At 63.3% G+C, this 21,211-nt stretch carries 16 protein-coding genes; 15 read left to right on the top strand and 1 reads right to left on the bottom strand.

All coding sequences use genetic code 11. The features are described 5' to 3' along the window. Positions 1–163 precede the first annotated feature (163 nt). The 3 genes from LFT47_RS15790 (at position 164) to LFT47_RS15780 (ending at position 2,376) form a co-directional block, all read left to right on the top strand. Entirely contained in the window at positions 164–1,318 is a 1,155-nt protein-coding gene (locus LFT47_RS15790) for a GTP-binding protein (protein WP_236812192.1), read from the top strand. A 66-nt stretch (positions 1,319–1,384) separates the two neighbouring features. Further along, the gene (ykgO, locus tag LFT47_RS15785) at positions 1,385–1,507 is read left to right on the top strand and encodes a type B 50S ribosomal protein L36 (protein WP_184740519.1); all 123 of its coding nucleotides are present in this window, start codon (positions 1,385–1,387) and stop codon (positions 1,505–1,507) included. 50 nt (positions 1,508–1,557) lie between these two features. Further along, positions 1,558–2,376 carry a shikimate 5-dehydrogenase gene (locus LFT47_RS15780; RefSeq protein ID WP_236812191.1) on the top strand — a complete coding sequence of 273 codons (819 nt, stop codon included), beginning with the start codon at positions 1,558–1,560 and terminating at the stop codon, positions 2,374–2,376. Between the two features lie 23 nt (positions 2,377–2,399). Here LFT47_RS15780 and LFT47_RS15775 read toward each other — a convergent pair whose 3' ends face one another. Continuing rightward, entirely contained in the window at positions 2,400–3,638 is a 1,239-nt protein-coding gene (locus tag LFT47_RS15775) for a class I SAM-dependent methyltransferase (protein ID WP_236812190.1), read from the bottom strand. Positions 3,639–3,714: 76 nt separating this feature from the next. Here LFT47_RS15775 and LFT47_RS15770 point away from each other — a divergent pair, with 76 nt between their 5' ends. The 12 genes from LFT47_RS15770 to LFT47_RS15715 all read left to right on the top strand — a co-directional run bounded on the left by LFT47_RS15770 (position 3,715) and on the right by LFT47_RS15715 (position 21,209). Further along, a complete protein-coding gene (locus LFT47_RS15770; protein WP_236812189.1) occupies positions 3,715–4,125 on the top strand; it encodes a hypothetical protein in 411 nt (136 codons plus the stop codon). A gap of 222 nt (positions 4,126–4,347) precedes the next feature. Further along, positions 4,348–4,644: a co-chaperone GroES gene (gene groES, locus LFT47_RS15765; protein WP_028265041.1), complete on the top strand. Its 297-nt coding sequence runs from the start codon at positions 4,348–4,350 to the stop codon at positions 4,642–4,644. A gap of 86 nt (positions 4,645–4,730) precedes the next feature. Next, positions 4,731–6,341: a chaperonin GroEL gene (gene groL, locus LFT47_RS15760; RefSeq protein WP_236812188.1), complete on the top strand. Its 1,611-nt coding sequence runs from the start codon at positions 4,731–4,733 to the stop codon at positions 6,339–6,341. A gap of 237 nt (positions 6,342–6,578) precedes the next feature. Further along, on the top strand, positions 6,579–8,639 hold the full coding sequence (locus LFT47_RS15755; RefSeq protein WP_442863409.1) for an acyltransferase family protein: 2,061 nt from the start codon (positions 6,579–6,581) through the stop codon (positions 8,637–8,639). Between the two features lie 207 nt (positions 8,640–8,846). Continuing rightward, positions 8,847–10,358 carry an IMP dehydrogenase gene (gene guaB / locus LFT47_RS15750; RefSeq protein ID WP_236812187.1) on the top strand — a complete coding sequence of 504 codons (1,512 nt, stop codon included), beginning with the start codon at positions 8,847–8,849 and terminating at the stop codon, positions 10,356–10,358. Positions 10,359–10,506: 148 nt separating this feature from the next. Further along, entirely contained in the window at positions 10,507–11,643 is a 1,137-nt protein-coding gene (locus LFT47_RS15745) for a GuaB3 family IMP dehydrogenase-related protein (RefSeq protein WP_236812185.1), read from the top strand. Between the two features lie 103 nt (positions 11,644–11,746). After that, on the top strand, positions 11,747–13,507 hold the full coding sequence (locus LFT47_RS15740; RefSeq protein WP_236812183.1) for a glycerol-3-phosphate dehydrogenase/oxidase: 1,761 nt from the start codon (positions 11,747–11,749) through the stop codon (positions 13,505–13,507). Between the two features lie 39 nt (positions 13,508–13,546). Further along, a complete protein-coding gene (locus LFT47_RS15735; protein WP_236812181.1) occupies positions 13,547–14,035 on the top strand; it encodes a PTS sugar transporter subunit IIA in 489 nt (162 codons plus the stop codon). 67 nt (positions 14,036–14,102) lie between these two features. Further along, a complete protein-coding gene (locus LFT47_RS15730; protein WP_236812180.1) occupies positions 14,103–14,945 on the top strand; it encodes an SURF1 family protein in 843 nt (280 codons plus the stop codon). Then, the gene (locus LFT47_RS15725; protein ID WP_236812178.1) at positions 14,942–15,460 is read left to right on the top strand and encodes a DUF3817 domain-containing protein; all 519 of its coding nucleotides are present in this window, start codon (positions 14,942–14,944) and stop codon (positions 15,458–15,460) included. Before LFT47_RS15730 ends, LFT47_RS15725 begins: the two co-directional genes overlap by 4 nt. Before the next feature lie 119 nt (positions 15,461–15,579). After that, positions 15,580–17,184, top strand: coding sequence for a glutamine-hydrolyzing GMP synthase (gene guaA / locus LFT47_RS15720; RefSeq protein WP_236812176.1), 1,605 nt, complete (start codon positions 15,580–15,582; stop codon positions 17,182–17,184). Positions 17,185–17,312: 128 nt separating this feature from the next. Then, on the top strand, positions 17,313–21,209 hold the full coding sequence (locus tag LFT47_RS15715) for an AAA family ATPase (RefSeq protein ID WP_442863408.1): 3,897 nt from the start codon (positions 17,313–17,315) through the stop codon (positions 21,207–21,209). The last annotated feature ends 2 nt before the right edge of the window (positions 21,210–21,211 follow it).

The raw sequence follows: 21,211 nt of genomic DNA, 5'->3' as shown, positions 1-21,211 counted from the left end.
TATTTGCCAAAAACGCCCTGAGCAATGCCCGCCGTGGGGCCGTCAGCGGTTGGCTCAAGTCTAATGCAGGGGCGGTACGGTACCGCATGATGGGACCGCGAGGTAAAAAAGGGAAAGCGAAGTCGTTTGCTAATGAGAATGATTTGCATCTAGAATAGTGGGCATGCACCTTTCTGTCGTCAGCTCACTGGACAGCCAATGCCGCGAAGCAGCCACCGCCAGGCTTGGGCGGACCCACCGCGATTCGGTGGTGGTCCTGCACGACCTCCTGGACGGCTCCATCGTCTTGCGAAGGATCTTCCGCAACGGCGAACTGGTGGAGCAGGCGCAAACCGCTTTGGAACACGGCTGCCTCAGCTGCACGGTCCGCCTGGATGTTGTCCCGACGGCGGAACGCCTCGCGTCCTCCGGCCATGACCATATCGTCCTGGGCCTTCCGCCCGGGGTCTCCGTGGACATGGCGGTGGCGGAACTCAAGCGCGGCCTGGGACGGCCCGCAGTCATCGACAACGCCGTGTTGGCGATCGATCCCTCCGGCCTGGAAGACCACATCTGGGACAAGCACACGCTGTATGAATCCGGCTTCACGGCCATGCCCGAGGATGAGCGCACCAGCGGAGAATTCCTCATCGGGGAACTGGGCCATGCGGACACCGTCATGGTGCACGCCGGTCTTGGGGCGGAGCTGGCAGGCTTGCGCCCGGACTCAAGCGAGGCCTGGGCCCAAGGGTTGGAACTGCTCGGGCAGCTTGCTCCGCACGCCGCCGTTTCCGCGGGCGACGACGACTTCCGGCCCGGCTGCTACGACGGCGCGGAGGCTCTCGCGAGGGTTCGTCGTGGTTCCGTGCGGGTGCCGCTCGAGGAAGAGTCTGGGAGTTTCCGGACCGTGCTCCACAAAGTGGAGCGTCCCCTTCATCCAGGTCGCTTCCAGGAAGCACTGCCCAAGTTGGCCGAGGGATCCCACTGGATGCGGGGCCGGTTGTGGATTGCCTCGGCGGCCAAGGTCCGGATCGCGGTGCAGGGAATCGGGCCGCGCGTCTGGCTCGAGATCACGGGCGAGTGGCTCGCGGACGCCGGTACCGTCCTCGACGGCAAGGGCGCGCAGCATGGAAGGGGACTCGCCGACGTCGACGCCGTCCTTGACTGGCATCCCCGCTTCGGCGACCGGGGCACGGTGCTGGCCGTGACCGGACGAGGGGAAGACCTCGACGCCGCCGAAATCCGGGCCCTCCTGGACGGGTGCGCGCTGAGCGAAGCGGAGATGCGGCTCGGCTTCGCCGGACTCGAGGACCCTTTTGAACTCGAATCCACCCTTTAGCAGGGCTTCGGCCTCGGTGGAACAAAACCACAATCAAACAAGTCAAAACCCCAGAAGGAGAACCCCATGAAAGTCAGGAATTCGCTGCGTGCCCTCAAGAAGATCCCCGGCGCGCAAGTGGTCCGCCGGCGCGGCCGCACCTTTGTCATCAACAAGCTGAATCCTCGCTTCAAGGCGCGCCAAGGCTAGCTCCCCGTCTAGGCTGGGCAGAGAACCCGCTACGCGAAGGAAGCCCCGTTATGCCGATCCTCAATAAAGACATGACGCTCTGTATTTCTCTCTCTGCCCGGCCGAGCAACAACGGAACGCGTTTCCACAACTTCCTCTACGAGGCGCTCGGCCTGAACTGGATCTACAAGGCCTTCGCTCCCACCGACCTGCCGAACGCCATCGCCGGCGTGCGCGGCCTGGGCATCCGCGGCTGCGCCGTCTCGATGCCCTACAAGGAAGACGTCATCGCCCTTGTCGACCGCATGGACGCTTCCGCCGCCGCTATCGACTCGGTCAACACGATCGTGAACGACGCCGGCGTACTCACTGCCTATAACACGGACTACACCGCGATCGCCCAGTTGATCGAGCGCAACGCGATCGACCCGGCGTCGTCCGTGCTGCTCCGAGGTTCCGGCGGCATGGCCAAGGCAACCGCGGCTGCCTTCCGCGACGCCGGATTCTCCCGCGTCACCGTTGTTGCCCGGAATGAGAAGTCCGGGCAATCCCTCGCGGGGCTCTATGGCTTCGGCTGGCAATCCGAGGTAGGGGAGTCGACGGCGGACGTGCTCGTCAACGTCACACCGATCGGCATGGCCGGCGGTCCCGAGTCCGGCTCGCTGTCCTTCCCCGAAGCAGCGGTTTCGGCCGCGCAGGTGGTGTTCGACGTCGTCGCTCTCCCTGCAGAAACGCCGCTCATCAAGGCCGGCCGTGCGGCAGGAAAGACCGTGATCAGCGGCGCCGAGGTGGCCACCATCCAGGCGCTCGAACAGTTTGTGCTCTACACCGGCATCACGCCGACGCCGGAGCAAGTGGCCGCGGCCGAGGAATTCACGCGCGCCCCATAGGGCGCCGCAAGTCAGGGACCAGCTCAGGCAGCCGCTACCGGCTCCACCACAACAGCCACCTTTTCCTCGCCGATCCTCGTGAGGACCAGGGTGGCTGTTTTGTTGCCGCGGGCTTTCGCCGAGTTCTTCCCGGGCGGCAGCAATTGTTTCCGCAGCTCTTCGGGGGTAACGGAGGTGCCGCGTTTCTTGATGTCCAGGACGCCGACGCCGTTGGCTTTCACCCAGGCCTTGAGTTCCTTGACGTTCAGCGGCATGACTTCCAGGACCTTGTAGGCGCGGGCGAACGGGGTCTCCACCAGTTCCGGAGCGCAAATGTAGGCAATATGTGGGTCCACCAGGTGGCCTCCGAGCCGGAGCGCGACGTCGGCCACCAGGCCCGCCCGGATCACCGCGCCATCCGGCTCGTACAGGTAGCCCTCCACGGGCCCGACGTCGGGCACCGGACCGCCGTCGAAATCTTCGCCGCTGGTCATCTCGGCGGCGCCCCGCGGCCCGAGTACCAGGGCAGCGCGGCGGATGCCGGGACGGGCGACGTCGTTGAACCACAGCGTGACTTCCGTGACATCCCCTCCCACCGAGATCCACTGTGCTTCGCAGCCGGCCGGAACCGATTCGTGCGGCATTCCCGGGCCCATCTTGACCCCGACGGACTTGCCGGTGGCGGCCAATGATTCAACGAAGGACAACGGCGGCGAGAACGCCTCCGGATCCCAGATCCGCTTGGTTCCCGACGACGACGTGGTGCGTCGTGCCGGATCGAGCCACACGCCGTCGACCCCGTCGAGGGGCACCGAGGTTGCGTCGGAGTGCACCACCGTTGCGTGCGGGAAAGGAATGAGGTTGATGGTGGCGCACGCTGCGGTGGTCTCGTCGAGCTCCACCGCGGTGACCTTGATATCCATGGAGGCCATGGCCATGGAATCTGCTCCAAGCCCGCAGCCCAGGTCAGCTACGTGCCGTGAGCCTGCGTTGGCGAAGCGTTCGGCATGCCTGGCCGCAACATTGAGCCGGGTGGCTTGTTCCAGGCCGGCCTGGGTGAAGAGCATCTGCCGGGCGAATTCGCCGAACTTGGCCTCGGCCCGGGTGCGGAGCCTGGATTGGGTGAGGACGGCGGCAACGAGGGCAGGGGAGCGGCCGTCTTTGCGCAGGCGGGCATTCAGGGCGAAGGCTTCGTCATCGCGGTACGGTCCCAAGGACGCCAGCAGTTCCCAACCTTCCGTTGTCAGCAAGGGGGCAATCTGGTCCGGGGATGTGTCAGCCATGGGAACAAGCCTAGTGCTCGCCCGTCATACGGAGTCGGGAGGGAACAGAGTCCCTCAGGCCGATAGGGTTGATGCCATGGAAGACAACCCAGTACGCCAGCCTGACGACGCCAATGGTTCTCCCTCTGCCCCCGATAAACGTCCCTTCGCCGGAAATCTCTCCAAGTATGCCCGCCCCGCGCTCATCGTGAGTGCCTTGATCGCCATTGTCTGCATCGCGCTGTTGATCATCATTTTCTTCCTAGACTCTTTCAACGCGGCCACCTACTCCATGACCGGAAACAGCGTCCAGGACGCCACGGATGAGGCCCGGGACATCCGTGACACCTACACCGGTGCCCGCATCGCAGCGATCGTCGGGCTGGTGGTGTTCGGCTTCGTCACGCTCGCCAGCGCCGTAGTGCTCTATCTGAACCGCGGAAGCGCACCGAAGGAAGACTACGACGACGGCGAGGACGTTGACTTCGATGACCTCGCGGGGCAATGAGCGTGTGAGTCGGAAGCCGCCATTGGACGTTCACCCGTGACGGAATTCTGGCACTCGCCTTGACCGAGTGCTAATGCTTACATAGAGTCTTGATTAGCACTCTCCCTAGGCGGGTGCTAATCATGCCGCCAGGCACTTACCGGCACCGCGACGACGGTAAGCCCGCCACGGCATCCCTGGTTTGATAGTCCATGTACTACCTCACGTAAAGGAGAGATCCGAGTGTCGGTCTCCATTAAGCCTCTCGAGGATCGCATTGTTGTCCGCCCGCTCGAAGCAGAGCAGACCACGGCTTCCGGCCTGGTCATCCCGGACACTGCACAGGAAAAGCCGCAGGAAGGCGAAGTTGTTGCAGTTGGCCCCGGCCGCTTCGATGACAACGGCAACCGCGTGCCCGTCGACGTAACCGTTGGCGACGTCGTCATCTACTCCAAGTACGGCGGAACTGAAGTCAAGACCGGCGGCAACGAATACCTCGTTCTGTCCGCCCGCGACGTTCTGGCGATCGTCGTTAAGTAATTCCCTGGATCCCGCATCGCAGATCGAGTCGGACTTCTTCCGGTCGAATCAGCGGTGCGGGTTTTCCGTCTTGAAAGGACACAACCATGGCAAAGCAGCTTGCGTTTAACGACGCTGCCCGTCGCTCGCTCGAAGCAGGCATTGACAAGCTCGCCAACACCGTCAAGGTCACCCTTGGCCCGCGTGGCCGCAACGTCGTTCTGGACAAGAAGTGGGGAGCTCCCACCATCACCAACGATGGCGTCACAATCGCCCGCGAGGTCGAACTCGACGACCCGTATGAGAACCTTGGCGCACAGCTGGCCAAGGAAGTCGCCACCAAGACCAATGACGTCGCAGGCGACGGCACCACCACTGCCACCGTGCTGGCACAGGCACTCGTCAAGGAAGGCCTGCGCAACGTTGCCGCCGGAGCCGCCCCTGGCGAAATCAAGCGCGGCATCGAGGTTTCGGTCCAGGCCGTGGCTGCCCGCCTTCTGGAGAACGCCCGCGAAGTAGAAGGCACCCAGGTTGCCAGCGTTGCCGCGATCTCCGCCCAGAGCGATGAAGTTGGCGAGCTCCTTGCCGAGGCTTTCGACAAGGTCGGCAAGGATGGTGTCATCACCATCGAAGAGTCCTCCACTACGCAGACCGAACTGGTCCTCACCGAGGGCATGCAGTTCGACAAGGGCTACCTGTCCCCGTACTTCGTCACTGACGCGGAACGCCAGGAAGCTGTTCTGGAAGACGCGCTCATCCTGATCAACCAGGGCAAGATCTCCTCGCTGCAGGAGTTCCTCCCGCTCCTCGAGAAGGCCCTGCAGGCTGCCAAGCCGCTCTTCATCATCGCCGAGGACATCGACGGCGAGGCACTGTCCACGCTGATCGTGAACCGTATCCGTGGCACCCTGAACGTCGTTGCCGTCAAGGCTCCTGGCTTCGGCGACCGCCGCAAGGCCATGCTGCAGGACATTGCCACGCTGACCGGCGCACAGGTTGTCTCCCCGGAGCTCGGCCTGTCCCTGGACCAGGTTGGCCTCGAGGTCCTCGGCAGCGCCCGCCGGATCACCGTCACCAAGGACAACACCACCATCGTTGACGGCGCCGGCACCTCTGAGGACGTCGCGGCACGCGTCGCCCAGATCCGTGCCGAGCTGACCCGCACCGATTCCGACTGGGACCGGGAAAAGCTGCAGGAAAGGCTTGCAAAGCTGGCAGGCGGCATCGGCGTGATCAAGGTCGGCGCAGCCACCGAGGTCGAGCTCAAGGAAAAGAAGCACCGCATCGAGGACGCAGTGTCCTCCACCCGTGCTGCCCTTGAAGAAGGCATTGTCTCCGGCGGTGGATCCGCCCTCATCCACGCCCTCAAGGCATTGGACGAGGACGCTGCCGTCAAGGCACTGGAAGGCGACGCGGCTGCTGCCGTCGGCATCGTCCGCCGCGCCCTGACCCAGCCCCTTCGCTGGATCGCCCAGAACGCCGGTTTCGACGGCTACGTCGTCGTCGCCAAGGTTGCCGAGCTGGAAGACAACCACGGCTTCAACGCGAAGTCCGGCGTGTACGAGGACCTGATCGCCGCTGGCGTGATCGACCCCGTCAAGGTCACCCGCTCTGCGCTCCAGAACGCCGCGTCCATCGCAGCCTTGGTTCTCACCACCGAGACCCTGGTTGTCGAGAAGCCGGCCGAGGAAGACGAGCACGCAGGCCACAGCCACTAATCCTGGTTGCTCGATGCGCGAGGCCCGGTCCCCTTTGGGGGCCGGGCCTCCTGCATTTGGCCCGCCGTTTCCCCGCAGGCGGGCCCACAGTTGGTACCGGGCAATCACCCTGTGAACGCCCAGCTAGGTATGGCTCAATTGAACGACAAGTGCTGCTCGGATGAATTTTCGATTGGCATTGAACATTACGAATCAGTAAGATTCATGATTCGATCTAGGACTTTGAGGGGCATTGTGGTGTCAACTGTGCAAACGGCAGCTTCCATCAAGGGGCAGAGTCGTTCCAGTAACACCAGCCGAAAGTCGAAGTTCCGCCCCGAAATCCAAGGCCTGCGCTCGCTTGCCGTGCTCATGGTGGTGTCGTACCACGTGTGGTTCGGTCGCGTTTCCGGTGGCGTCGATGTTTTCCTTTTGGTCTCTGCTTTCTTGATGACACTGCAGTTCACAAGCCGTTATGAGCAGGGCCGCCCCATGGACCTGCTGAGGCACTGGCTTCACCTGTTCCGCAGGCTGATTCCGGCCACTGTGGTCGTTCTGCTGGGTACATTGGCCGCAATTTTCGTGGTGCTCCCCAAGACCCGATGGGCAGCTTTGGTTGACCAGGTCTGGGCATCGCTTTTCTACGTCCAGAACTGGCTACTTCAGCGGGAGGCAGTCAACTACTACGCCGCGGATCATAGCCAGGCGAGTCCGCTGCAGCATTTCTGGTCGCTCTCGATCCAAGGCCAGGTCTTCATCCTGTGGCCGGTTATTTTCGCGCTCGTTGCCCTGGCTTGTAAGAAGTACCGTCTTCGGTATCGGATCGCATTACTGTATGTGTTCGGCCTAGTTTTCGCGGTGTCGCTTACGTACTCCGTCATTGCGACCGCAACGGACCAAACGACCGCCTATTTCGACACTTTCGCCAGGCTGTGGGAATTCGCCGTAGGAACGCTGGTTGCCCTCATCCTGCCGGCGTTGAGGTTCTCGAAGCCCGTCCGCGTGATGATGGGCTGGGTGGGCATCCTGGCAATGTTGAGCTGTGGGATCGTGCTCCAGGTCCAGACGGCATTCCCTGGCTTCGTGGCACTCTGGCCCACCCTGGCCGCGGCCTGCGTTATTGTTGCTGGCCAGACAGGCAGCCGTTTCGGTGTTGACCGGATCCTGAGCTCCAAGCCTCTCGTACGCCTGGGCGACAACTCCTACGCGTTGTATCTGTGGCATTGGCCGCTGCTGGTCATCTCTCTCATCTGGACCGGCAAAGACCAGGCCGGGTGGCTCTCGGGGACTGTGATCATTGCGGCCGCCCTGGTTTTGGCTTTCCTCACCACAAAGTTTGTCGAGAAGCCATTGCGGGAGTGGAAATGGCCGGAAGTGAACCGGCGGCGTGCCGCCATTGCGACGGTCGCCTGCTTGGCCGTCGCCGTCGTTCCGTTGCTCGCATTCAATGTGCAGCAGTACGTGAGCGCCAAGATTGCGATGGACCAGGCAGAAAAAGACAACCCGGGGGCGGCCGCCTTGGTGCCCGGCTTTGTCAACGAAGTGAGCCCGAAAGCGGCTCTCCTTCCTACCCCGGAAAAGTTGCCACAGGACTGGGCAAGCTTGTCGGGCCAGTGCACAGGGGATCTGAAACCTGCTTCGAAAGTCCTCCAACCGGGGTGTGGCCAGAACAATCAGGCTGCAGGCTCGGCTCGGACCATCCTGGCGCTCGGGGACTCGCATGCACAACAGTGGTTGGCCGCTTTGGCTCCTTTGGCCGAGCAAGAGCAATGGCGCCTGTATCACCTGCTGCTGGGGGGTTGTCCATTTACGGTGGACACCTCGGGGCTAAACTCGGAATGCAAGGAATTTGATGACGCCGTTCGCCAGCAAATCGATGAGCACCCGCCAAGTGCGGTGTTCCTCGTGGGAACCGCAGCCGTCCCATCATCACCCGATGAAAAATTGACTGTCGGGTTTGAAGACACCGTGAAGATGCTCACAGACAAAGGCATATCCGTCATTGCCGTTCGTGACAACCCGAGGTTCGACTTCAACATGGCAGATTGCGTCGCGGTCAAAGGACAGCACAGCCCCGACTGCAATCCCGGTGAGGCCCAGCTGCTTGCGCCGCAAAACCCGCTGGCATCACTACAAGGCAAGTACGTCGGCTTGTCCATACTGGACATGACCGATCTGATTTGTAACGGCAGCGAATGCCCTGGCGTTGTAGGAAACACCTTTGTCTACTTGGACAACAACCACCTCTCCAAGACCTATGTTGCGAGCATGGCGCCTATGTTCAGGGACCGGTGGCTGGCCGCGACCGGATGGAGCTAGCCAGCCCGAGCTATGCGGCCGGGCCGCCCGGGCGCGGGCGCCGGGTGCTGTTGCTCACATTGCCCTCGCGGAATATGGGGATTGGCAGCGAGGTTCTACTATTTATTCAGAACCTTTCTGCACAGGCCAGTCCCGTAATGACGGGCTGGTCATCAGCTGCAACCCCTACCAGAGCAACCCCCAAGAACCAAGGTAAGAGGCGCACTCATGACCCAGCCCGAACACGATCCTTTTGGCTTTGTTGGCCTGACCTACGACGACGTCCTGCTGCTGCCGGGCCACACCAACGTCATTCCGTCCGAAGCTGATACTTCCTCCCGGATCTCCAAGCGGATTTCGGTCCAGACGCCGTTGCTGTCCGCCGCCATGGACACCGTCACCGAGTCCCGTATGGCCATCGCCATGGCCCGCCAGGGCGGCCTCGGCGTCATCCACCGGAACTTGTCCATTGAAGACCAGGCCGACCACGTCGACCGCGTCAAGCGCTCCGAGTCCGGGATGATCACCAACCCCCTGACCATCCACCCGGAAGCCACCCTTCAGGAACTGGACGAACTGTGTTCGCGTTACCGGGTTTCCGGCCTGCCTGTCATTGACCCGGACGGCCGCCTGCTGGGTATTGTCACCAACCGCGACACCCGCTTCGTGCCGGAGTCCGACTTCCCGCTGCGGCTTGTCAGCGACGTGATGACCAAGATGCCGCTCATCACGGGCCACGTCGGAATCAGCCGCGAAGAAGCCTCGCACAAGCTGGCCACCAACAAGATCGAGAAGCTGCCCCTCGTTGACGAGCAGGGACGCCTCAAGGGCCTTATCACCACCAAGGACTTCACCAAAGCCGAGCAGTACCCGCTCGCGACGAAGGACGAGGAAGGCCGACTCCGCGTCGGCGCTGCCATCGGGTTCTTCGGCGATGGCTGGGAACGGGCCATGACCCTGATCGACGCCGGCGTCGACGCACTGTTCGTGGACACCGCCAACGGCCACTCGCAGGGTGTCCTGGACCTGATCACGCGCCTGAAGTCGGACCCCGTTGCTGCCCACGTTGACATCATCGGTGGCCAGGCCGCCACCCGTGAAGGCGCCCAGGCACTGATCGACGCCGGTGCCGACGGCATCAAGGTGGGCGTGGGCCCGGGCTCCATTTGCACCACCCGCGTTGTTGCCGGTGTGGGCGTCCCCCAGATCACGGCCATCTACGAGTCCTCGAAGGCAGCCATCCCTGCCGGCGTTCCGCTGATCGCCGACGGCGGCCTGCAGTACTCGGGCGATATCGGCAAGGCCCTCGTGGCCGGCGCCGACACCGTCATGCTCGGCTCGTTGCTGGCTGGCTGCGACGAGTCGCCGGGTGAGCTGATCTTCGTGAACGGCAAGCAGTTCAAGAGCTACCGCGGCATGGGTTCCCTCGGTGCCATGCAGTCCCGTGGCAAGAACACGTCCTACTCGAAGGACCGCTATTTCCAGGCGGACGTTTCCGGTGACGACAAGCTCATCCCGGAGGGCATCGAAGGCCGCGTAGCCTATCGCGGCCCGCTCTCCTCGGTGGCGTACCAGCTGGTCGGCGGCCTCCGCCAGACCATGTTCTACACGGGTGCTCCGACCATCGCCGAACTCAAGGCACGCGGGAAGTTCGTGCGCATCACTGCGGCCGGGCTGAAGGAGTCCCACCCGCACGACATCCAGATGACCGTCGAGGCTCCGAACTACGGTTCCCGCTAGGCGTAATTCCTGTCCTAGGCAGTCCAAAGCGAGCCCGCCACCTCCCTCATGGAGGTGGCGGGCTCGCCTGTTTACAAGGCATCGCCTTGTCGTCATGGTGTGCGTCACCCTGCCGGTACATCGCGCCGCACTGGGATAACCTAGAGCAGTGACTTACGAGATTGAGATTGGCCGTGGCAAGCGTGGGCGTCGTGCCTACTCCCTGGATGACATCGCGATCGTCCCCAACCGCCGGACGCGCGACCCCAAGGACGTTTCCGTCTCATGGCAGATTGATGCCTACAAGTTTGAGATGCCAGTGATCGCCGCACCCATGGACTCTGCGATGTCGCCTGAAACGGCCATCGCCCTTGGCCGGCTGGGCGGCCTGGGCGTCCTGGACCTTGAGGGCTTGTGGACTCGGTACGAGGACCCCCAGGCCGTGCTGGACGAAATCTCTGCCCTTGCGGATGAAACGGCCAGCCCGACGGTCACGCGTCGCATGCAGGAGCTCTACAAGGCGCCCATCCAGCCCGAACTGATCACCACGAGGCTCGCGGAAATCCGAGCATCGGGAGTGACGGTGGCCGGCTCGCTGACACCGCAGCGCACCCAGGAGCACTACAAGACCGTGGTGGCCGCCGGCGTCGACATCTTTGTGATTCGGGGCACCACCGTCTCGGCCGAACACGTCTCCAAGAACCACGAGCCCCTGAACCTCAAGCAATTCATCTACGAACTCGACGTCCCTGTGATCGTCGGCGGGGCCGCCGGCTACACCCCGGCCCTGCACCTCATGCGTACCGGAGCGGCCGGCGTCCTGGTGGGCTTCGGCGGCGGCGCAACGACCACGACGCGCCGTGCGCTCGGTATCCATTCGCCGATGGCGTCCGCCATTTCCGATGTCGCTGCTGCCCGCCGCGACTACATGGATGAGTCCGGTGGACGGTACGTGCACGTGATCGCCGACGGCGGCATGGGTTCTTCGGGCGACATCGTCAAAGCCATCGCCATGGGCGCCGACGCCGTCATGCTCGGCAGCGCTTTGGCCCGTGCGGAAGAAGCCCCGGGCAAGGGCTGGCACTGGGGCCAGGAAGCCCACCACCTTGAGCTGCCCCGCGGTGACAGGGTCAATGTCGGCACTGTGGGTCCCCTCGAAGAAGTGCTCTTCGGGCCGGGCCACCACACCAACGGCACCTCCAACCTGATTGGCGCGCTTCGCCGTTCCATGGCGACCACCGGCTATTCGGACCTGAAGGAGTTCCAGCGGGTCGACGTCGTCGTCTCGCCTTACTCGGGCCGGTAGCTTACGCCCGGGCCGCCTTAGCGGGCCCGCGAAAACCCTGCCCAAGCCGCTGGACAAGAAGTAGTGTGGGGAACTACGGGCTTTGTGCGATGGGAGGCGTCCAATGAGCAGTGTTGCAGATGGTTCGCAAAGGGATGATGCATCAACAGGTGCATTGAGTCCGCAGGCGCGGGCCAGATCCATCGAAGTTCTCAAAGGAACCACCGAGCCCGGCAAGGAACTCGACATCCTGATTGTCGGGGGAGGCGTGGTCGGGGCCGGTGCGGCTTTGGACGCGGTGACCCGCGGCTTGTCCGTGGGCATCGTCGAGGCCCGGGACTGGGCTTCGGGAACGTCGTCCAGGTCCTCGAAGCTGATTCACGGGGGTTTGCGATACCTGGAAATGCTGGACTTCGCCCTGGTCCAGGAGGCTCTCCAGGAACGCGGATTGCTGATCCAACTGATCGCACCCCACCTTGTCCGGCCGGTTCCGTTCCTGTACCCGCTGACCAGGCGTTTTTGGGAGCGGCCCTATGTTGGTGCCGGGATCTTCCTCTATGACACGCTTGGCCTCACCTCCGGCCACAGCCGCGGTGTGCCGATGCACAAACACCTCTTCCGGCGCGGAACACTGAGGGCAGCGCCCAGCCTCAAGAGCGATGCTTTCGTCGGCTCCATCCGCTACTACGATGCACAGGTCGACGACGCCAGGCTGGTGGTCAACGTCGTCCGCACCGCGGCACATTACGGGGCGCACGCCGTGAACAGGATGCGCGTGGTGTCGTTCGTCCGCGAGGGCGAACGCGTAGTGGGCGCGAAGGTGGAAAACCAGGAAGACGGCAGCATCATCGAAGTCCGCGCCAAACAAGTGGTCAATGCCACGGGAGTCTGGACGGACGAGACCCAGGCCATGGTGACGGATCGCGGCCAGCTCAAGGTCCGCGCTTCGAAAGGCATACACCTTGTGGTCCCGCGCGACCGCTTCCAGTCCACGGTGGGATTGATCCTGAGGACTGAAAAATCCGTGCTGTTCGTCATCCCCTGGGGGCGGCACTGGATCATCGGTACGACGGACACCGACTGGAAGCTCGACAAGGCGCATCCTGCCGCATCCACAAAGGACATCGACTATGTTCTTGAACACGTCAACCGTGTCTTGAAGCGGCCCCTGACCCGTGAGGATGTTGAGGGCGTATACGCGGGCCTCCGCCCGCTGCTGGCGGGGGAGAGCGACTCCACGGCCAAACTTTCACGCGAACACGTCGTAGCGCACCCCGTTCCGGGACTAGTGGTGGTTGCGGGCGGCAAGTTCACCACGTACCGGGTCATGGCGAAGGACGCGGTGGACGAAGCGACCCGCGCCATGGACGAGCGCGTTCCCGCGAGCTGCACCGATACCATCCCGCTCCTGGGCGCCGAGGGGTTCAAAGCTGCATGGAACCGGCGGGCAAGAACCGCTGATGAGGCCGGAGTCCACGTCGCGAGGGTGGAACATTTGCTCAACCGATACGGTTCCATGACCCCGGAAGTCCTCGCCATCATCAAGGACAACCCGGCAATGGCCGAGCCGCTGCCGGGGGCAGACGACTATTTGGCGGCCGAGGTCGTCTACGCCGCGACCCACGAGGGTGCACGGCATGTGCATGACGTCCTGACCCGACGCACCCGAATCTCGATCGAGTCGTGGGACAGAGGTGTTTCCGCTGTCCCTGTTGTCGCTAAGCTGATGGGAGAAATTCTTGGCTGGAGCGACGCGCAGCGGGAAAGCGAAATCAAGCACTACCTGGCCCGGGTGGAAGCTGAACGGCTCAGCCAACAGCAGCCCGACGACGAATCGGCCGATGCTGCGCGCATGGGTGTCGATGACATCGTTCCCCTCCGCTGAGCGGCCCGGGTTGGCTGGCCACACTGGAGGGAAAACGACTTGGCGGAACCACTGGACCCGTACGATGCCGAACTGACAACGCCGGAGACCGTCATCCTGGAGATGGAAGCGGTCGACAAAACGGATGCCGCAGGGCAGCTCGCGGAACGGCTCTACGCCGCCGGGCGTATCACGGACCTTGAGGGCTTCCTCGAAGTCGTCAACTCGCGCGAACACCAGCTTGCCACCGGGCTGCCGGGCGGCATTGGCCTTCCGCACGCCCGCAGCGAGTTTGTTTCCCGGGTCTCCATTGCCGTCGGTGTCACGAAGTTCGGTCACTCATTGGACTTCGGTGCCAGCGACGGACCGGCCACGCTTGTCCTCCTCATCGCTACGCCCGCCAGTTCATTCTCGGACCACTTGGAAGTCCTCGCGACCTTGGCCCGCTCCCTGTCCAAGGAATCGTTCAGGGAATCCCTCAGGCGCGCCCACGATCCCGAAGTCATCGCCGAACTGATCAACTCCAGCCTGGTGTTCTTCGACCACTAAGGTTGGCCCTACGGGAAGGGACCCGCCCGTTTAGCTGTTCTACAGCTTGGCGAAGTACGGTTAAGGGGTGTTGAAAACCGCTCTGAAGCCCCGCTGGATCGCAGGACTTGTCTTCGCGCTCCTGCTCTCCGGGGTGTTTGTGCTGCTCAGCCAGTGGCAGTTCGGCAGATCCACCCAGAGCGATGTCCCGGTTGACGACCCCGCGGTGGAGCAAGTCAAGCCGCTTACCGGGGAATTGCAGCCCGGAACGTTCTTCCCGGGTTCGGCGTCAGACCAAATGGTCAGCGCGAAGGGTAGTTACGATCCCGCCAAGCAGGTCCTTGTGGAGGGCCGGCTGCTCGCCGGGCAAAAAGGGTACTGGGTAGTGACCGCGTTTGCGGTCGATGGCGCCCCCGCCCTCCACGGTGTCGGCGCGACCGCGAAGACCTGGATCCCCGTGGCCCGCGGCTGGGTAGCCGATCCCGCCCAAGCCGGGCCGCCGCCGTCGGGCACCATTGAACTGACCGGACGGCTCCTGCCGTCCGAGGCGCCGGTGCCAAACGTCGACGCCGGAGCGGGTCGAGCCTCAGCGGTTTCGGTCGCCGAACTCATCAACACTTGGGAAGTCTCAAGCTATCCCGGCTTCGTCGCCGCGACATCGGAAGTATCGGCGGGCAAGGCCCTCGCGCTTCCGGCGCAGCTGAAGCCCTTGAATATCCCGGCCCAACCACCCAACCAACAGATCAATTGGCTCAACCTCTTCTACTCCGTGGAATGGGTGGTCTTTGCAGGATTCGCCCTCTACATCTGGTGGCGGATGGTGGCCGATGACTACCGGCGCACCCTCGAGGAAGACGAGGACGAGCCCGACGACGAATTCCCGTCCGACGATTTGCCAGCAATTACCAAGCCAGAACAGGTAAAGCCATGATTGAGCCCAAACCGGCCATCCAGCCCGAACAGTCCGGAGAATCCGCCGCGAAGCCAAGCGCGGCCAAGAAACGCCGCTTCGGTGGAACGACGGCCCAGATCCGCTCGGCCCTGAAGTTCTACAAAGTCATGGCCTACCTCACCGGCACCATGCTGCTGCTCCTGTGCGCCGAGCTCGTTGCACGCTATGCGTTCGGCGTGTATCTCTTTGCCGGCGGTACCAGCGCGATCACCGGTCAGCCCTTCGGTTTCGGATTCGCCGACGCCGAGTCCAAGGCGGTGCTGGGCGGAGTCAATGTCTCCGTGGGCGTCCTGATCGTCCACGGCTGGATGTACGTGCTGTACCTCATCTCGGATTTCCGCTTGTGGTCGCTCATGCGCTGGCCGTTCACGAAGCTCATCCTGCTCGCCTTGGGCGGCGTTGTTCCTCTCATGTCCTTCATCGTGGAGAAGAAGTTCCACTCGGAGGTAGAGATGGAGCTCGCCGCGAATCCGCAGGCGTCCAAGCGCTACTGACAGGCGTAGCCCCGCGCGGATTGTGAGATCGCTAACGTCGGACTGTTTTCGGAGCTGGTTCCGGGCTTCACGACCGGTTTCAAGGTGCACCGGGGCATCCGGCAAAGTAGGCTGTTACGGTGACTACTCCCACCGCACCCTTCAGTTCTGAAGCTCAGACTTCCCAGAAGCCGGTGCTGGTTGTTGACTACGGTGCCCAGTACGCGCAGCTGATTGCCCGCCGCGTCCGTGAAGCGAATGTGTACTCGGAAATTGTTCCGCACACGTTCACCACCGAGCAGCTTCTGGCCAAGAACCCGGCAGCGATCATCCTCTCCGGCGGACCTTCAAGCGTTTATGCCGAGGGTGCCCCGAGGGTTGGCGCGGACCTTTTCGAGGCCGGCGTCCCGGTCTTCGGTATTTGCTACGGCTTCCAGGCCATGGCGAACGCGCTCGGCGGAAAGGTCGCACAGACCGGTTTGCGGGAGTACGGCGCCACCGAGGCCACGACCGTTGGCGAAGCGCGCTCCATCCTTGCGGGTGTTCCGGACTCCCAGAACACCTGGATGAGCCACGGAGACTCCGTTCACGAGGCTCCTGACGGCTTCGAGGTCCTGGCCACCACCGCGGGCGCACCTGTGGCTGCTTTCGCGAACGAAGAGAAGCATCTCTACGGCGTGCAGTGGCACCCGGAAGTAAAGCACTCTGTCCACGGACAGCAGGTCCTGGAGAACTTCCTGTTCAACGGAGCCGGCCTGAAGCCGAACTGGACCACCGGCAACATCCTCGAAGAGCAAGTGGACCGGATCCGCCGGCAGATCGGCGATTCGAAGGTCATCTGCGGCCTCTCCGGCGGCGTCGACTCGGCCGTGGCCGCAGCCCTCGTGCAGCGCGCCGTGGGCGATCAACTGACCTGTGTATTCGTGGACCATGGCTTGCTGCGCGAAGGCGAAGCCGAACAGGTCGAGCGCGACTTCGTTGCCGCAACCGGCGTCAAACTCTACGTCGCCAACGAGCAGGAGCGGTTCCTGTCCGCCCTGGCCGGGGTCAGCGATCCCGAGACCAAGCGCAAGATCATCGGCCGCGAGTTCATTCGTGCGTTCGAGGAAGCAGAACGGGCCATCATCGCCGAGGCTGCGTCCGAAGGCGAGAGCATCAAGTTCCTCGTGCAGGGCACCCTGTACCCGGACGTCGTCGAATCCGGCGGCGGCGAAGGTGCCGCGAACATCAAGAGCCATCACAACGTGGGCGGCTTGCCTGAGGACCTGCAGTTCGAACTCGTTGAGCCGCTCCGCGCGCTGTTCAAGGACGAGGTTCGTGCCGTCGGTGCGCAGCTCGGCTTGCCGCAGGAAATCGTCGGACGCCAGCCGTTCCCCGGACCGGGCCTGGGTATCCGCATCGTCGGCGAGGTGACCAAGGAACGGCTCGACCTCCTTCGCAAGGCGGACGCCATCGCGCGGGCCGAACTGACGGCGGCTGGACTCGACAATGACGTCTGGCAAATGCCTGTCGTACTGCTGGCCGACGTCCGGAGCGTTGGCGTTCAGGGCGATGGCCGCACCTACGGACACCCGATCGTGCTGCGCCCTGTTTCCTCCGAGGACGCCATGACTGCCGACTGGTCGAGGCTCCCGTATGACCTGCTCGCCAGGATCTCCAACAGGATCACGAACGAGGTTGACGGCGTCAACCGCGTGGTACTTGATGTCACCAGCAAGCCGCCGGGAACCATCGAGTGGGAATAGCTTTCTGAGTGGCCGGTCTCTGTTCCAGAGGCCGGTCACTTTGTATTTCCCCTGAAATCAGGGCTAATTTGCCTTTGCACCAGTGTTGCGGTGCGGACTGCCGGTCGATTCCCGCTACCCTCGAAAGTATGCCGATTTGGTCCAAGTCGTCTCGAGCTATAACAGAAAAGAAGGCAGCGGTGTCAGTAGGTCAAAGCCATGAAGAGAGTTCTGCAGAGCTCCGGAAATGGCTGTCAGGGCTCAAGCCCGTGACTGGCGCGGACACCATGCTGCGCTTCGTCAAGACGCCGGAAGGTTCGATAGACCTCAGCAACGGCCACCCCTCGGGCCTGGCACAGCTCCTCGCCGGGCGTCGGACCCGGCTTTCCACCCTGATCCGCGATCGCCAGCAGTATCTTGTTGCCGCGCGTGCCGCCAGGAACCTTCGCTCGAAGATCTTCGAACTGGGAAACGACCGGGGGATCGACGCCGGTTATCTGTCCTGCGGCACGGTCGTGTGGACCTCGGCTGTCGGCGGGAAGCCCCAGCGAGTCTCCGCCCCTGTGATGTTGGCCGCCATCTCGCTCACGGCGCGGCCGGGCGAAGATGACTACGAGCTGCAACTGACCGAACAAGCGGGCATCAACCCGGCGTTGGTCCGGCACTTGAAGACCGTCCATGGAATCGTCTTTGACGTCAACGCGGTGAGCCGCATGGCCTACAACACCGCGCGCCTTGACCCCCTGCCGGTCCTCGACCGTCTTGCCACACTGGTACAACCGATCCACGGTGCGGAAGTAACCCCCAATCTCCTCATCACGACGCTGGCGGATCTGTCCGGGAACTTGGATGACCCCTGGATCAACGAGAACAGCAGCGTCGTTGCCTCCCTGTTTGAAGCCGCCAACGGCGGCGAAGTGGAACCCGAACCCATCAAATCCGGACGGTTCCCGAACCTCGACGAGCGCGACCCCGCCGAAGAATCGCTCCTCCTGGATGCCGACTCGGATCAGCAATACGTCGTGGATGCCGTCCGGGCAGGGGATTCGCTGGTGGTGAGCACCCCGCCAGGCAGTGGCCAGACACAGACGGCCATCAACGCGATCGGTGCCCTCGTCAACGAGGGGAAATCGGTGCTTGTGGTGGGTGACCGGCGGGCGAGCCTCAACGGCCTGGCGGCTCATTTTGAAGCCCTGGGCCTTGAATCGATGCTGTTCAGGCCGGGCAACGGCGCCACGCCACAGCAGCTCAAGGGCCAGCTGGTCAGCGCGATTATCCGCAACGAAAAGTCGCTGGAACCGCAACTCGCGAATCTCCACAAGACCCTGACCGAGCACCGCCATGCGCTCATGGACCATGTCGCGTCTTTGCACAACGTGCGTCAGCGCTGGGGATGCTCTCCCTACCAGGCAATGCAGTCCCTCGCGGAACTGACCTCCATCCACCCAGCCCCCGCCACGACGGTCCGCTTGAAGCGCAGCGTGCTGGACAATATCAAAGACCGGGCCGAGCTGGCTGAAAGACTCCGACGCGCTGCCGAGCTTGGCAGCTTCAGCCGTGCATCGACGTCGAGCCCCTGGTACGGCGCGCGTCTGGTCACGCGCAAGGAGACCGAGGAAGCCCAGCAACTGGCCAGCAGTGCCGCCGAGCAACTTCCCCGGCTGCGGGATCGGATGAACCAGGTTGCGGAGCACTCCGAAATCCGGCTTGGGGCGAACTTCGCCGAATGGGGCGCGCAGCTCGAGCTCCTGATGGCGGTGCGGGAAAGCCTGGACAAATTCACCCCTGATATTTTTGACCGGCCGGTCCACGATCTGATTTCGGCTACCGGTACCTCGGCTTGGCGCAGAGAGCGGGGAGTCGAGATGCCCTCGATGCAGCGCTCCCGCTTGCGTCGCGTGGCGAAGGAATATGTCCGCCCCGGTGTCCACATTGCGGATCTGCACAGTTCCTTGGCGCTCGTTCAGGAACAGCGGGCACTCTGGGCCCAGTACGCGACCAGCCAGCGCCATCCGGCAGTGCCCTCCGGACTTGCGGACCTCGGCGCCAGCTACCGTGAACTGGACCGGGATCTGCGCCGTCTGGGCGATTGCCTCAAACACACGACCGGTGGCGGCGACCTCCACGCGAGCCGATACGAAGATCTCATGGACCGTCTTGAGCGCCTTGTGGCGGACACGGGAACCCTTGAGACGCTCCCGGAGCGCACGCTTCTGGTCGAGGATATGCGCGAGCACGGACTCGCCGAGCTTCTTGCTGACCTGGCTGAACGCGAAGTGCCCGCCGAATCCGTTGCCGCGGAACTTGACCTCGCCTGGTGGCAGTCTGCCCTGGAAGCGATGATCAGCGGTGACGACTATCTCGCGATGTCCGACGGGGATTCCCTCCGCCGCCTCGAAGCGGAGTACCGCTTGGCCGACCATGCGCACATCGCCAGCGGAGCCGCCCGGCTCCGGTGGAAACTCGCCGAAATGTGGCGGGCAGGAATTGCTGAACATCCCCGCCAGTCGGAACTCCTCAGGAACCTGATCAAGGATGGCCGCGTTACTCTCTCGGCGCTCAGCGCCCAGGCGCCTGCCCTTGTGTCCCGCTTGGTTCCCGTGTGGTCCATCAGCCCGTACCTGCTGACCAGCCTCTTGCCCGCAGAGCAGAAATTCGATGCGGTGGTGATTCTCGACGCCGAGAGCACATCCCTGCAGGCCGTGCTGCCGGCCATCGCCCGAGCCCAGCAAGTGGTTGCCTTTGGCGACGCGAAGATCGCCAATGCCCGCACTTTCAGCGTCGCGGTGGAGCCGCCCATGGCCGGTGCCGCCAGCCAGGACACCGTGGATAGCGCATTCAGTGCTTTGGCCCGGGTCCTGCCCACGTGGCAGTTGAACTGGGTGTATCGGGCGGTTGACGAAGATCTGGTGCTCCAGTTGAGCAAGAACTACTACAACGGCGGGCTGCGTCGGCTGCCGGACGGGCAATCCGTGACGGGGCTGGACCGCTCGGTAGTAGTTGAATACATCCCGGATGGCACCGGCTTGCCCGGGGCGGATCACGAAGGTGTTGAATCGGTCGCCGCCGAAGTGAACCGCGTGGTTGACCTGGTGTTTCAACATGCAAGCCTTCGGCCGCGGACCTCGCTCGCCGTGGTCACCGCAAGCCTTCGCCATGCGGCAAGGATCGGCGAAGCCATCAGGCTCCAGCTTCCCAACTATCCGCTATTGTCGGGTTTCTTCAACGCCGGTGCGGAGTCCTTCCGCGTGGTGGACTTGGAGCGCGCACAGGGACTGGTCCGCGACCATATCATCTTCTCCTTGGGCTTCGGGCGCACTCCCCATGGCAGGGCCCTCCACAGTTTCGGGCCCCTGTCCGTCGAAGGCGGGCGAAACAAGTTTGCCTTGGCAATGACCCGTTCCCGGAGATCGTTGCACGTCCTGAGCTGCTTCCGCCCGGAGGACCTCGATCTGGACCGGCTGGCTCACGGCGCCGTTGAATTCCATGAACTCCTTGACCGTGAACTGTCCGGGAATTCGGAACTGGGGACACCTGCCACCAGGGCTGCTGCCAGCGAGCAAGCGCTCGGTGAGGATCCTTTGGTGGCGGATCTGGGCGAGCGACTCCGTGCCCGTGGAGCCCGGGTGTGGCACCACTACGACGGAGCCTTGGACATTGCCGCGGCAGCAGACCCCGTGCACACCATAGGCCGTGATGACACCGAAATGCCCACCCCGGTGGCCATTGAATCCGATGGCACGGAACGATACCGCCGCATGAGCGTCAGGGAGCGCAGCCGGCTGCGGCCCCAATTGCTGGAACGACTTGGCTGGCGTTACATGTCATTGTGGACCATTGAAGTATTCACTGATCCTTCGTCCTGCGCTGACCGCATCGGGTCCTACTTGGGACTGGAGAAGCCGATAGCACCCTCGTACGGTGCAGTCCACGATGGATTCCTGGACATTGATGTTGAACAATTGGAACTGAACAGACAGGCGGAGTCGGCCGCGGCCGGACCCGGCAGTACCGAAGGCCCTGGCCCGGGACCGGCGATCCCCTAAGG

Source organism: Arthrobacter sp. FW306-2-2C-D06B, assembly GCF_021789175.1.
GTDB lineage: Bacteria > Actinomycetota > Actinomycetes > Actinomycetales > Micrococcaceae > Arthrobacter.
Note: the sequence above shows the minus strand (reverse complement) of the source record. Positions and strands in the feature narration are given on the sequence as shown.